Here is a 12,915-nt window from a genome sequence, read left to right on the forward strand (position 1 = left end):
CGGCCCCTATCTATAAAGGACGTTCGCCTTGGCTACGCTCATTTGCGGCTCGCTCGCCTACGACAACATCATGACTTTCCAGGGGCGCTTCGGCGACCACATCCTGCCGGATCAGGTGCACATGCTGAACATCAGCTTCCTGGTGCCGACGATGCGGCGCAACTTCGGCGGCTGCGCGGGCAACATCGCGTATGCGCTGAAGCTGCTCGGCGGCGATCCGAAGATCATGGCGACGCTCGGCGCGGCGGATGCGCAGCTCTACATCGACCGGCTCGACGCGCTCGGTTTGTCGAAGGAATACGTGCGCGTGCTGGCCGATCAGCACTCGGCGCAATGCTTCATCACGACCGATCTCGCGAACAACCAGATCACCGCGTTCCACCCCGGCGCGATGATGGAATCGCATCTGAACCGCGCCGACGAAGCGCAGGGCATCTCGCTCGGCATCGTCGCACCGGACGGCGCTCAAGGCATGCGCGAGCACGCCGAAGGGCTGGCGCGCGCGGGCGTGCCGTTCGTGTTCGACCCGGGCCAGGGATTGCCGATTCTGGACGGCGTGGAACTTTGTCGCATGATTGAACTCGCCACCTACGTGGCGGTCAACGATTACGAAGCCAAGCTGCTGAGCAACAAGACCGGCTGGTCGATCGAAGACATCAAGAGCCGGGTCGATGCCCTCGTCGTCACGCGTGGCGAACACGGCGCGCAGATCTATCATGAAGATGGCGTGGCCGAGATTCCGGTCGTCGCGGCGCGTCAGGTGGTCGATCCGACTGGTTGCGGCGACGCATTCCGCGGCGGGCTCCTGTACGGCATCGAAAACAAGCTTGGCTGGGAGAAAACGGGTCGTCTCGCGAGTCTGATGGGTTCGCTGAAAATCGAACATCAGGGGCCGCAAACCTACGCGCCGACGCGCGCCGAAATCGAAGAGCGTTTCAAGCAGGCCTTCGGAAGCAGCCTGTTCTGAATGATTGGAGTGAAGGAATGAAAACGGTAAGTCGTATCGCGCTGGCCATGGCGCTCGTCGGCTCGGTGGCGCTGACGGGCTGCGCCTACAACAGCAGTTCGTCGGACGTCTACACGGCGTCGCAGGCGCAGCGTGAGGAAACGGTGCGCATGGCGACCGTCGAAAGCGTGCGCGGCGTGAAGATCAGCTCGAACAACGGCCAGCCTACGGGCCTCGGCACGATCGGCGGCGGCGCGCTCGGCGGCGTCGCGGCGGCGAGTGCGATCGGCGGCGGCAACGGTTCGATCATCGCGGGCATCATCGGCGGGCTGGCTGGCGCCGTCGCGGGCAACGCGGTCGAGAATAGCGTCGCGATGAAGAACGGTCTCGAGATCACCGTGCGCCTCGATAACGGCGACCTGCGCGCGATCACGCAGACCGCGAACGGCGAAGTGTTTCAGGCGGGCGAGCGAGTGCGTCTGTTGTCGAGCGGCGGCGTCACGCGCGTCACTCACTGACGAGGGCATTCAGCGGACAAATAGCGCCGCGTCATCCTAAGAATGCGCATGTATCGAAAGATGCATGCGCTTTTTCTTTTTCGACGCCCCGAGCAAGCGATGAAATTCGTTGGCCGAAGCGAAAAACCCGCCGCCAGGTTTCCCCGACGACGGGTTCAGGCCGGGTAGGCATACCCGGACTAACGGCACAGCGCACTGTGCCTGGGTGCTGCGTACTGCGAGAGCTTACGGACGGCTGCCCGTCGGGAACGGCCATGCCGCTGCCGGGTTCAACGCCGTCTTGACCGCAGCAGCCGGAGCGGCCGGAGCAGGCGCCGAGACGGTCGTTGCCGTCGTGGCAGGAGCGGCAGCCGTAGTCTTCTTCGCAGCAGCGGCCTTCTTGGCCGGAGCCTTTTTCGCGGGGGCCTTCTTCGCAGCGGGTGCGGGCGCAGCAGCAGGCGCAGGCGCAGCGGCTGCGGTCTTCGCAGCAGCCTTTTTCGCGGGAGCCTTTTTCGCAGCGGCCTTCTTCGCTGCGGCCTTCTTCGCCGGCGCCTTCTTCGCCGCGGTCTTCTTCGCAGCGGCCTTCTTCGCAGGCGCCTTCTTGGCTGCGGCCTTCTTCGTCGCTACTTTCTTGGTCGCGACTTTCTTCGCTGCGGCCTTCTTCGCGGGAGCCTTCTTCGCCGCGACCTTCTTTGCAGCAACCTTCTTCGCCGCTACTTTCTTGGTCGCGACTTTCTTCGCTGCGGCCTTCTTCGCGGGTGCCTTCTTCGCCGCGACCTTCTTCGCTGCGACCTTCTTCGCCGCTACTTTCTTCGCTGCAACCTTCTTCACAGCGACCTTCTTGGCCGCAACCTTCTTCGCCGGAGCGGCCTTCTTGGCGGTGACTTTCTTCGCTGCAGCCTTCTTTGCGGCGGGTTTTTTCTTGGCAACTGCCATGGTTTTTCTCCTTCAGGTTTTCAGATGAGAGTCAGTTCAAACAACACCCTTCGTCAAAACCCGCTTCCCACGTGTCGCCTTCTCTATAACGCACGCTACGAAGCGGATTATTCATCGGCGTACGCTGATCCCACCTGCTTACGCTAATGAATACGGCAAGGCGCGCCGTGCCCCGAGGCACCGCGCGCCAAATTGAGTCAGCACCGCTTCTTCGCGGCGCCGGCCATCGCTTGATCGAGCCAGCGAGCATGCCGCTGGCATTTTCCGGGGGGAAGTTTGCCCATCCCTTTTCAGGGAGCGCAAAACGCCTGTCTTCTATTCGGGCCACACGGCCCGCCAAGTCAGTAGGCGCACTTTGCATCAGGCGACCGTTCTCCTAAACCTTGTCGGCCGGGCGCGCGTGAGCGACACGCTGCTGCCCGTCCGTCCCATCGATTTCGTCTGCAACACGTCCTGGATTTTTATTATTCCCAGGTGAGCGCGCCGCCGGTTTGATACTCAATCACGCGTGTCTCGAAGAAGTTGCGTTCCTTCTTCAAGTCGATCATTTCGCTCATCCACGGGAACGGGTTTTCCTCGTTCGGGAAGAGCGGGTCCAGTCCGATCTGCTGGCAACGCCGGTTGCAGATGAACCGCAAGTAGCTCTTGAACATCGACGCGTTCAGGCCGAGAACCCCGCGCGGCATGGTGTCTTCAGCGTAGCGATATTCAAGATCGACAGCCTGCTTGAAGAGCTCGCGGATCTCTGCCTTGAAGTCGGCGGTCCACAGTTGCGGCTCTTCCAGCTTGATCTGGTTGATGAGGTCGATGCCGAAATTGCAGTGCATCGATTCATCGCGGAGGATGTATTGATACTGTTCCGCCGCGCCCGTCATCTTGTTCTGGCGACCCAGCGCCAGAATCTGCGTGAAGCCGACATAGAAGAACAGGCCTTCCATGATGCAGGCGAACACGATCAACGACTTCAGCAATTTCTGGTCCGCTTCGAGCGTGCCGGTCGTGAAGGCCGGGTCGGTCAGCGTGTTGATGAACGGAATCAGAAACTCGTCCTTGTCACGGATCGACTTGACCTCGTGATACGCGTTGAAGATCTCGCTTTCATCGAGACCCAGCGATTCGACGATGTACTGGTACGCGTGCGTGTGGATCGCCTCTTCGAACGCCTGGCGCAGCAGGAACTGGCGGCACTCCGGAGCGGTGATGTGACGGTACGTGCCGAGCACGATGTTGTTCGCGGCGAGCGAGTCCGCCGTGACGAAGAAGCCGAGGTTGCGCTTGACGATGCGGCGCTCGTCGTCCGAGAGACCGTTCGGGTCTTTCCACAGGGCGATGTCGCGCGACATGTTCACTTCCTGCGGCATCCAGTGGTTCGCGCAACCGGCGAGGTACTTCTCCCACGCCCACTTGTACTTGAACGGGACGAGCTGATTGACGTCGGTCTTGCCGTTGATGATGCGCTTGTCGGCGACATTGACGCGCGCTTCGCTTTGCGCGGCGATCGCGCTGGCGGAAGGCGTTGCGGCTGCGGGCGGAACGAAGCCATCGGAAAAGATGTTGTTCGCCTGAGCAATCTGATGGGCAGCTTGATGAGTTGCAGCTTGCGCTGCCTGCGTACCGAAAGTCGTGCCTTGAGCGTTACGCAACGGGTTCTGTTGCGGAGCGCTCGAGGGAGCTACGGCAGTGGTCTCGTCATCCCAGTTGAGCATAAATTCTCACCATCAATTTAGATCGGTTTGTACCATCTTTTCATGAGCGATAAAAGAGTTTGCTCATGAAAATTCTCGTTTTCATGCGATTTAGATTCGACGTTGCTACCTGCATACAACACTTGGCTCGAAGCCGTGTGTGTGAAGCTCGATGCGACATCTCTTGAATCGAGTGTGAAGCGGTCCTGATTGAGTGACTTCCGTGACATCGCAGCGTGCTTTCGCGTGACTTCATCGCTGCTCTGCAAGCCTTGTCGCGCAAGGCTCTGCGGACGACGCTGCTTGTGCGATGCGAAGCACGCGCGCTTCATTGCGAAGATCCGCTCGATGCTGTGTTGCCAAGCGCGAACGCATCGAAGCGTGACGCGTTGCGATCATCGATCGAAGTCTCTCGTCGACCCGCGATGCGATGCAAAACATGCGTCGCGAATCGATGAACGCGCGACCTTCATACGCTCCTCTTCGATGAGCTTCGATGTGTGTGACCGCACGCACTTCGCATCGCTCGATACACGCTGACGCAAGCACTTCGATGGAGCGTCGATGCCTGCTGCGCGCGTCGAATTCGTTGCCGAAGTTTAGCATTTGACGTCTCGTATTTCCACAATATCTTGTGCTTGCAAATCTCGCCAACACAATCTATAGCGTGTTTACGCGACGATTCGTCTCACACGAAACCGCGCTGCGCAAGGCTCATCGGCCGCGCAACGGATCGAGCAGCGAGCGCAGATTGTTGTGATCGATCTCGTGCATCAACGCGAGCAGGCTGCCGAGTTTGCCTTGTGGAAAACCCTCACGCGCGAACCACGCGAGATAGTGACCGGGCAGATCGGCGATGAGCCTGTCCTTGTATTTGCCATAGGGCATCGTCTGCGTGACGAGACGCTGCAGGTCTTGCGGGTCCATCGCTTCTTCACTCCTCGTTCAATGTTCATCGCACCACGCAGCGCGCTTCGATCCTTCAGCGATTGCTGCATATCGGTGCCATAATCGCCGCTCTTGCCGCCGAGAGTCGATCGCGAATCAACATGCCGCTGGCCGTCAAAGCTTTCATTGCCCCTCTCATCGTCGCGTGCGCGATGTTCATGGAAAGCGTCGACGCCAACGTCATCGTTACCGCGATTCCTGAAATGGCGCGCGCGTTTGGACGCGATCCCGTGACGCTGAAGGTTGCGGTCACGAGCTACGTGCTCGGACTCGGCGTCTTCATACCGATCTGCGGATGGGTCGCCGACCGCTTCGGCGCACGCGCCGTGTTCCGCACGGCCATCGGCGTGTTCGTCGTCGGCTCGCTGTTGTGCGCGGCTTCCACATCGCTTGGCCCCTTCACCGTCGCGCGCTTCATCCAGGGCGTCGGCGGCGCGATGATGGTGCCTGTCGGCCGCATCATCATCTTTCGCTCGGTGCGCCGCTCCGAGTTCATACGCGCGATGAACTACCTCTCAGTGCCCGCAATGCTTGGACCAGCGGTCGGGCCGTTGCTCGGCGGCTTCATTACGACGTATCTGCACTGGCGCCTGATCTTTTTCATCAACATCCCGATCGGCATCGCGGGCATCTGGCTGACCAACCGCTACATCGCCAACTCGCACGAGGAACATCCGGGCCGTCTCGACTGGTTCGGTTTCTTTCTCTCCGCGAGCGCGGGCGTGCTGCTGTTGCTCGGGCTCTCGCTCGTCGGCGGCGAACTGGTTCCGCAGCGCGTCGCCTTTGCGATGTGCGTCGCCGGCGCGCTGATGGTCGTGCTGTACTGCGTCCACGCGCGACGTGTGGAGAAGCCGCTGCTCGATCTGCGCTTTTTCCGCGTGTCGACGTTTCAGGCGAGCGTGCTCGGCGGTTCGATGTTTCGCATCGGGCTTGGCGCCGTGCCGTTTCTTCTGCCGCTCGCGCTGCAAGAGGGTCTCGGCATGAGCGCGTTCAAGTCCGGCGCGATCACGTGCGCGTCGGCTTTCGGCGGCATGTTCATGCGCTCGTTCGCATCGCGCGTGCTGCATCGCTTCGGCTTCCGTCAGACGCTGTTCTACAACGCGGCGTTGTCGGGTATCGCGATCGCGGCGTGCGGCGCGTTCTTTCCCGGCACGCCGGCCTGGGTGATCTGGGCCGTCGTGCTGCTCGGCGGCTTCTTCCCTGCGTTGCAGTTCACGAGCCTCAACTCGCTTGCTTACGCTGAGATCGAAACACGCGATGTGGGCCGCGCGACGAGCCTTGCTAGCTTCGTGCAGCAGGTTTCGCTCGGGCTCGGCGTGACGATCGCGGGGATCACGCTCGAGCTCTCGCAATATCTGAACGGTCATGCGAGTGTGCAATGGTCGGATTTCTGGCCGGCGTTTGTCGTCGTCGGGCTGTTCTCTTTTCTTTCGATGCCGATTACGGCGCGGCTTTCGCATGATGCTGGGACGGAGATTTCTCGCGGTACGCGGGGGTGAGTTCGCTGTTTTGCGTTTTGTTTCGCCGGATCCCGTGATCGTGTCGGCTCGGTGTTTCGCCGGATCCCGTGATCGTGTCGGCTCGGTGTTTCGCCGGATCCCGTGATCGTGTCGGTCTATTAGCACTGCCCCTGTGCGGGGGCGGCACTCACTTTCTTTGCTGCTGCAAAGAAAGTAAGCAAAGAAAGCAGCTACTGATACGCCCGCGGTCACACGCAATTTGGGTAGTCCTCTCGTCGTTCGTGGGCTGCCTAAAGAGTGCCCTCATAGGCCCCATCGGGCTTGGCTCGCGCACGGTCCGTCTCATCGCACCACACACCAAACGGGTTCAGCACCAAATAGCCCCAGCCCGCTCCGCGGCCGTCCGGTCAATCGGGGATGCACGCGCTTCTCTACTAACGTCTCCGTCCCGCTGCACTTGCCGCCCGTTGGTTTCCCTTGCGTACCCGGCGGCAGCGCGTAGCGCTGTGCCGAAGCCATCTCGTGCTGAACCAATGTCCTCAACGTCTTCGGGCGGCGGACCGTGCGCGATCCAAGTCCGATTAGGTGTTTGAGGGCACTCATTAGGCGAGTGCCGCCTGGGACGAGAGTACTACCCAAATTGCGTGTGACCGCGGGCCTGAAAAGCTGCTTTCTTTGCTTACTTTCTTTGCAGCAGCAAAGAAAGTGAGTGCCGCCCCGCACAGGGGCAACGCTAATAGACCGACACGAAAGCGGGATCCGGCGAAACCGAAACCAAAACGCAAAGCAAAAAGCAAAAAGCAAAAAGCAAAAACGGACCGGCACCGACCGCTTCCATAAGCAGGAAGCACCCAGCACCGGTCCGCAGAGACCGACTCTCAGCTCAAAACCTTACTGACAAGCCTCACACTCATCGAAGCCCGGATCGCCGGGGCGCATCATACAGACGGGACCATCGGCTTCCTGAGCCGCCTCCACCGCCGGCGCGCTCGCGGCAGCAGCATTGAAGACACCATTCCCGGCAGCCGACGCCGCACCGCCACCAAACCCGCCAGCCGCACCCGCCCCACCGTCACCGGAAGAAGAAGGCACCGCATTCAACGCACCGTGCGCCACGGTCGACTTCTCGACGTGCGTCGCCGCCATCGTGCGGAGGTAGTACGTCGTCTTGAGACCGCGAATCCAAGCGAGCTTGTAGACCTCGTCGAGCTTCTTGCCCGACGCGCCCGCCATGTAGATGTTCAGCGACTGCGCCTGATCAATCCACTTCTGACGGCGCGACGCCGCTTCCACGAGCCACTTCGGGTCGACTTCGAACGCGGTCGCGTAGATCGCGCGCAGATCGGCCGGAATGCGGTCGATGCGCGAAAGCGTGCCGTCGAAATACTTCAGATCGGACACCATCACTTCGTCCCACAGGCCGCGCGCCTTCAGATCACGCACGAGGTAGTCGTTGACCACCGTGAATTCGCCCGACAGATTCGACTTCACATACAGGTTCTGGAACGTCGGCTCGATACACGCCGACACGCCGATGATGTTCGAAATCGTCGCCGTCGGCGCGATCGCCACGCAGTTCGAGTTGCGCATGCCGTACGTCGAGATGCGCGAGCGCAGTTGCGCCCAGTCCATCGTCTCCGAGGTATCCACTTCGACATAACCGCCGCGCGCCTCGGCCAGGAGCTTCAGCGAATCCTGCGGAAGAATGCCGCGATCCCACAGCGAGCCGCGATACGTCGCGTAACGACCGCGCTCTTCCGCGAGTTCCGTCGACGCGTAGTACGCGTAGTAGCAGACGGCTTCCATCGAACGATCCGCGAATTCGACCGCCTCGCCCGACGCATAAGGCGTGCGCAGCAGATGCAGGCAGTCCTGGAAGCCCATGATGCCCATGCCGACCGGACGATGCTTCAGGTTCGAGTTGCGCGCCTTCGGCACCGCGTAGTAGTTGATGTCGATGACGTTGTCGAGCATGCGCATCGCGACGCTGATCGTGCGCTTGAGCTTCGCGTGATCCAGCGCGTAGCTGCCATCGGCCTGCTTCACCATGTGCGCGACGAGGTTCACCGAGCCCAGATTGCAGACGGCGATTTCCGTCTCGCTCGTGTTCAGCGTGATTTCGGTGCACAGGTTCGACGAGTGCACGACGCCGACGTGCTGCTGCGGCGAACGCACATTGCACGGATCCTTGAACGTGATCCACGGATGGCCCGTCTCGAACAGCATGCCAAGCATCTTGCGCCACAGTTGCGCCGCCGGCAGCTTCTTGAACAGCTTGATTTCGCCGCGCGCGGCTTTCTCTTCGTAAGCGACGTACGCCTTTTCGAAGTCGGCGCCGAACAGATCGTGCAGGTCCGGGCAGGTCGACGGCGAGAACAGCGTCCAGTCGCCGCCTTCGACGACGCGCTTCATGAACAGATCGGGAATCCAGTTCGCCGTGTTCATGTCGTGCGTGCGGCGACGGTCATCGCCGGTGTTCTTGCGCAGCTCGAGGAATTCCTCGATGTCGAGGTGCCACGATTCCAGGTACGCGCACACCGCGCCCTTGCGCTTGCCGCCCTGGTTCACCGCGACGGCCGTGTCGTTCACGACCTTCAGGAACGGCACGACGCCCTGCGACTTGCCGTTCGTGCCCTTGATGTGCGAGCCGAGCGCACGCACGCGCGTCCAGTCGTTGCCGAGGCCGCCCGCGAACTTCGAGAGCAGCGCGTTTTCCTTCAGCGCTTCGTAGATGCCGTCGAGATCGTCGGCGACCGTCGTCAGATAGCACGACGACAATTGCGAGCGATGCGTGCCCGAATTGAAGAGCGTCGGCGTCGACGACATGAAGTCGAACGACGACAGCACGTTATAGAACTCGATCGCGCGCGCTTCACGGTCGATCTCGTTCAGCGACAGGCCCATCGCCACGCGCATGAAGAATGCCTGCGGCAACTCGATGCGCGTGCCGTCGACGTGCAGGAAGTAGCGGTCGTACAGCGTCTGCAGGCCGAGATAGCCGAACTGCAGATCGCGATTCTGATCGAGCGCGGCGCCGAGGCGCTTGAGGTCGAACTGTTGCAGCTTGTCATCCAGCAGGCCGGCTTCGACGCCGCGCTTGATGAACTGCGGGAAGTATTCGGCGTAACGCTCGCCCATTTCGGCTTGCGTCACTTCCTCTTCGAGAATTTCGCGGCGGATCGTGTGCAGCAGGATGCGCGCCGTGACCTGACTGTACGCCGGATCCTTCTCGATCATCGTGCGCGCGGCGAGAATGGCCGAATCGTAGACCTGCGACATCGGCACGCCGTCGTACAGGTTCTTCACCGTCTCCGCGACGATCGGCTCGGCGGACACCGCATCGCCCAGATTCGCGCACGCGGAGACGATCAGCGCCTTCAGCGCTTCGAGATCGAGCGGACGCGTGACGCCGTTGTCCGTCACGTTGATCGCGCCTTCGTGCGACTGCGCGTTTTGCGCGGCCGAGCGCTCTTGCGAACGCTGCTGCGTGCGCTTCTCGCGATACAGCACGTACGCGCGCGCGACGTTGTGCTCGCCGCCGCGCATCAGCGCGAGCTCGACCTGATCCTGAATGTCTTCGATGTGGAAAGTCCCGCCGTGCGGACGGCTGCGCACGAGCGCGCGCACGACGGCTTGCGTCAGTTGCTCGACTTGCTCGCGCACACGCGCCGAAGCTGCGCCCTGACCGCCGTTCACCGCGATGAATGCCTTCGTCACGGCGATCGCGATTTTCGTCGGCTCGAACGACACCACGCTTCCGTTGCGACGGATGACCTTGTAGTCGGCAAACGTCGTGTTCGGCGCGAGCGCCTGAGCGCCCACGCCCTGCGCACCGCTCATCGGCTGTGCGGATGCGCCTTCGAATGAAGTCGTGGCGTTTTCGGTGGTTTGCATGTGCAAAACTCCTGGTGTTCGATTGGTGCGGATGGTCCGCGGATTTATCACTTATGCCGCGCGCGTGACGAACTCGTCGTGAAAGTCGCGCGGTGTTTTGGCGGTCAAGCCGGGCTGTGAATGCAGCAGGCCGAAAACACGAATCGCGGCGCTTACGGCCCGCATTGTCATTGGCGTCTCATGCGGTGCCCGCGTTGGCGCGCGGTGTCGGTCGACGCAATTCGCGCTTGCTTGCATGCCTTCTTCACGGTGCTGCTCGCTGGCGCCCGACGCGCCCGACGCCGCTCTCCTCGCAAAGAGAAACCGTCTCGCGCATCGCCCCGGGCCAGCCAAACTTCTTCTACGCCGGAAAGCCGACGGCGCCGGCTCATTGGAGCGGGCGCCGCGTCAACAACACAAGATCTAGTGCAAAGTACGTCTGTCGGCACCAAGTATAGTGGACAACATCGCAGTCTCAAAAAGTTTTATTTGCCCTGAGTCTGCGGTAGCGGGGTTGACTTTTGCTATAGCAAAGCGCGACAAGGCCTCGCGCGCGACGCTGCTGCGCCGCAACGAGAAAGACCTTACGCAGCGCTCAGATGTTGGATTGAAACGGAAAGAACGACGGCGGCAGCGCGCTGCCGTGACGCAGACGCGACCACTCGAAATGCGGGCCCGGATCGGTCTTGCGGCCGGGCGCGATGTCCGAGTGACCCGCGACTGCATCGATCGGATAGCGCTTCACCACGACTCGCACGAGCGCGGCGAGCGCGTCGTACTGCGCGTCTTCGAAGGGCACGCGATCGCTGCCTTCGAGCTCGATGCCGATCGAAAAGTCGTTACAGCGCTCGCGCCCGCAGAACGACGAGACGCCCGCGTGCCACGCGCGTTCGTCGCAGGAGACGAACTGCTCGATCGCGCCGCCGCGACGGATCACGAAGTGCGCCGACACGCGCATGCCGCGCAGATGATCGAAGTACGGATGCGCGTCGTGATCGAGCTTGTTGAGGAAGAAATCGGCGATGGCGTTCGTCGTGAAATCGTCGGGCGGCAGGCTGATGTTGTGCACGACGATGAGCGTCGGCACCGCGTCGCCCGGACGCGCCTCGAAGTTCGGCGACGGCAGGCGCGTCGCGTGCGTGAACCAGCCTTGCGCGTCGATATGCGGATCGCGCTGTCTGACGACGTTGGTGTTCATCGTGCGTCGCGTCCGGTCGGACGGGCCGCGTAATGGCGCGCGTGATCGCTGCAGCAGAAGCGCTCGCCCGCGACGATGATCGATTCGCTGCGCGGCGTGTGCACGCCACACTGCGCGCAACGGATGAGCGGATCGGCGAGTTGCGGCGCGCTCGCGGCCGCGCCGTTGCCATGACCGTTGCCGCTGCGGGCGCGGCGTGCGTCATGCGCTCCGCCCGCGGTCGCGCCGCCGGCTGGCGCGTCGCCCTGCTGCGCGCGCTCGTTCGCGCGGCGCAGCTTCTTCAGAAGCCACTGGCACAGGAAAAAGAGGACGATCAGAAAGAAGAAATTTCGCATCGATTCAATGCCGATAGATTCAGACGCTCAGACGACCGCGCGATGCAGCAGCACTTCGAACACGAAGCGGCTGCCGACGTACGCGAGCAGCAGCGCGGCGAACGACGCCAGCACCCAGCGCAACGCGGCGCGTCCGCGCCATCCGGAGAGGCGGCGCGCGGTGAGCAATGCGCCGAACATCAGCCAGGAGACGAACGCGAACACGGTCTTGTGATCGAAGCGCAGCGCGCGATCGACCAGTTGCTCGTTGAACGCGATGCCCGACACGAGCGTGAGCGTGAGCAGCACGAAGCCCGCCGCGATCAGGCGGAACAGCAGCTTTTCAAGAGTCAGAAGCGGCGGCAGCGTGTCGAGCCAGCTCGCGAGCCAGCCATTGCCGGTATGACGCGTCGCGAGGCCGCGCATGCGCTGCAGGCGGCGTTCGAGCATCAGCATGAGCACGGCGTGCAGCGCGGCGATCGCGAAGAGTCCGTACGCGATGTTCGCGATCAGGAAATGCAGCTTGAACATCGGCGCGGCGGAATACGACAGCACGCGCACGCCGCCGAAGACGAGCGGCAACAGCGACGCGATGCACGCGAGCGGCAATACGAGCAGGCGCAGGCCGTCGAGCGGAAAGAAGAAGCTCTCGATCCAGTAGATGCCCGCGCCGAGCCAGAACATCGCGGAGAGCGCGAACGCGAAGCCGAAGATCATCGCGTTCTGGGGAAAGATGGTCGTGTGCAGCAGGAGGCCGTGCACGAGCAACGCTACTAATAATAGAGCGCGGCCCAATCCGCCCATGTCCGGCGATTTTTTGGCCGCCGCCGGCGATGCGATGCCCGGAGGCACGCCGGCCAGCGCCGGCTCCACGGCCGTGTGGCGATGCGCGCGCCAGCCCGCTACGGCGAGTCCGCCATAGAGAAGCGCAGTGAGGGCATACAGTACAATATCCATGTTCGAAGTTTACACTAGGCCCTTGAATCACGACGTTTTCTCCCTTGCGGCAACGCGGGGCGATTACGTCGTTTTGCGCTGAAAAAGGGCCGCATTCACTA

11 protein-coding genes are annotated in these 12,915 nt (G+C 62.0%); 3 read left to right on the top strand and 8 right to left on the bottom strand.

From position 1 onward, the window contains the following. Positions 1-28: 28 nt before the first annotated feature. Together NCS02_RS12035 and NCS02_RS12040 are read left to right on the top strand one after the other, a co-directional pair. On the top strand, positions 29-967 hold the full coding sequence (locus NCS02_RS12035) for a carbohydrate kinase family protein (RefSeq protein WP_008342912.1): 939 nt from the start codon (positions 29-31) through the stop codon (positions 965-967). 17 nt (positions 968-984) lie between these two features. Further along, positions 985-1,464 (top strand): outer membrane lipoprotein, encoded by a 480-nt coding sequence (locus NCS02_RS12040; RefSeq protein WP_008342914.1) that lies wholly within the window; start codon positions 985-987, stop codon positions 1,462-1,464. Between the two features lie 225 nt (positions 1,465-1,689). Here NCS02_RS12040 and NCS02_RS12045 read toward each other — a convergent pair whose 3' ends face one another. The 4 genes from NCS02_RS12045 to NCS02_RS12060 form a co-directional block, all read right to left on the bottom strand. Next, entirely contained in the window at positions 1,690-2,379 is a 690-nt protein-coding gene (locus NCS02_RS12045) for a histone H1-like DNA-binding protein (RefSeq protein ID WP_034471475.1), read from the bottom strand. Positions 2,380-2,410: 31 nt separating this feature from the next. Then, positions 2,411-2,740 (bottom strand): hypothetical protein, encoded by a 330-nt coding sequence (locus NCS02_RS12050; RefSeq protein WP_239295166.1) that lies wholly within the window; start codon positions 2,738-2,740, stop codon positions 2,411-2,413. A gap of 103 nt (positions 2,741-2,843) precedes the next feature. Next, entirely contained in the window at positions 2,844-4,085 is a 1,242-nt protein-coding gene (locus NCS02_RS12055; protein ID WP_008342919.1) for a ribonucleotide-diphosphate reductase subunit beta, read from the bottom strand. 693 nt (positions 4,086-4,778) lie between these two features. Continuing rightward, the gene (locus NCS02_RS12060) at positions 4,779-4,991 is read right to left on the bottom strand and encodes a DUF3820 family protein (protein ID WP_008342924.1); all 213 of its coding nucleotides are present in this window, start codon (positions 4,989-4,991) and stop codon (positions 4,779-4,781) included. A gap of 122 nt (positions 4,992-5,113) precedes the next feature. Between NCS02_RS12060 and NCS02_RS12065 the strand changes: the two genes are divergently transcribed. Next, complete coding sequence (locus NCS02_RS12065; RefSeq protein WP_250523151.1) at positions 5,114-6,511, top strand: MFS transporter; 1,398 nt, start codon at positions 5,114-5,116, stop codon at positions 6,509-6,511. 852 nt (positions 6,512-7,363) lie between these two features. Here the strand turns inward: NCS02_RS12065 and NCS02_RS12070 are convergent. The 4 genes from NCS02_RS12070 to NCS02_RS12085 all read right to left on the bottom strand — a co-directional run bounded on the left by NCS02_RS12070 (position 7,364) and on the right by NCS02_RS12085 (position 12,814). Next, the gene (locus NCS02_RS12070) at positions 7,364-10,366 is read right to left on the bottom strand and encodes a ribonucleoside-diphosphate reductase subunit alpha (RefSeq protein ID WP_239295167.1); all 3,003 of its coding nucleotides are present in this window, start codon (positions 10,364-10,366) and stop codon (positions 7,364-7,366) included. 574 nt (positions 10,367-10,940) lie between these two features. After that, positions 10,941-11,543, bottom strand: coding sequence for a 1,6-anhydro-N-acetylmuramyl-L-alanine amidase AmpD (gene ampD, locus NCS02_RS12075; protein WP_051996471.1), 603 nt, complete (start codon positions 11,541-11,543; stop codon positions 10,941-10,943). Then, on the bottom strand, positions 11,540-11,878 hold the full coding sequence (locus NCS02_RS12080) for a PP0621 family protein (RefSeq protein WP_034471463.1): 339 nt from the start codon (positions 11,876-11,878) through the stop codon (positions 11,540-11,542). Before NCS02_RS12080 ends, ampD begins: the two co-directional genes overlap by 4 nt. Before the next feature lie 27 nt (positions 11,879-11,905). Continuing rightward, complete coding sequence (locus NCS02_RS12085) at positions 11,906-12,814, bottom strand: cytochrome C assembly family protein (RefSeq protein ID WP_008342934.1); 909 nt, start codon at positions 12,812-12,814, stop codon at positions 11,906-11,908. Between the last annotated feature and the right edge of the window lie 101 nt (positions 12,815-12,915).

This window comes from Caballeronia sp. NCF2 (genome assembly GCF_023631205.1).
GTDB lineage: Bacteria > Pseudomonadota > Gammaproteobacteria > Burkholderiales > Burkholderiaceae > Caballeronia > Caballeronia zhejiangensis.

Coding starts and splice junctions, on each gene's coding strand:
- NCS02_RS12040 (WP_008342914.1), top strand. CDS start 985: ATGAAAACGGTAAGTCGTATCGCGCTGGCCATGGCGCTCGTCGGCTCG.
- NCS02_RS12045 (WP_034471475.1), bottom strand. CDS start 2,379: ATGGCAGTTGCCAAGAAAAAACCCGCCGCAAAGAAGGCTGCAGCGAAG.
- NCS02_RS12050 (WP_239295166.1), bottom strand. CDS start 2,740: ATGCAAAGTGCGCCTACTGACTTGGCGGGCCGTGTGGCCCGAATAGAA.
- NCS02_RS12055 (WP_008342919.1), bottom strand. CDS start 4,085: ATGCTCAACTGGGATGACGAGACCACTGCCGTAGCTCCCTCGAGCGCT.
- NCS02_RS12060 (WP_008342924.1), bottom strand. CDS start 4,991: ATGGACCCGCAAGACCTGCAGCGTCTCGTCACGCAGACGATGCCCTAT.
- NCS02_RS12065 (WP_250523151.1), top strand. CDS start 5,114: ATGCCGCTGGCCGTCAAAGCTTTCATTGCCCCTCTCATCGTCGCGTGC.
- NCS02_RS12070 (WP_239295167.1), bottom strand. CDS start 10,366: ATGCAAACCACCGAAAACGCCACGACTTCATTCGAAGGCGCATCCGCA.
- ampD (WP_051996471.1), bottom strand. CDS start 11,543: ATGAACACCAACGTCGTCAGACAGCGCGATCCGCATATCGACGCGCAA.
- NCS02_RS12080 (WP_034471463.1), bottom strand. CDS start 11,878: ATGCGAAATTTCTTCTTTCTGATCGTCCTCTTTTTCCTGTGCCAGTGG.
- NCS02_RS12085 (WP_008342934.1), bottom strand. CDS start 12,814: ATGGATATTGTACTGTATGCCCTCACTGCGCTTCTCTATGGCGGACTC.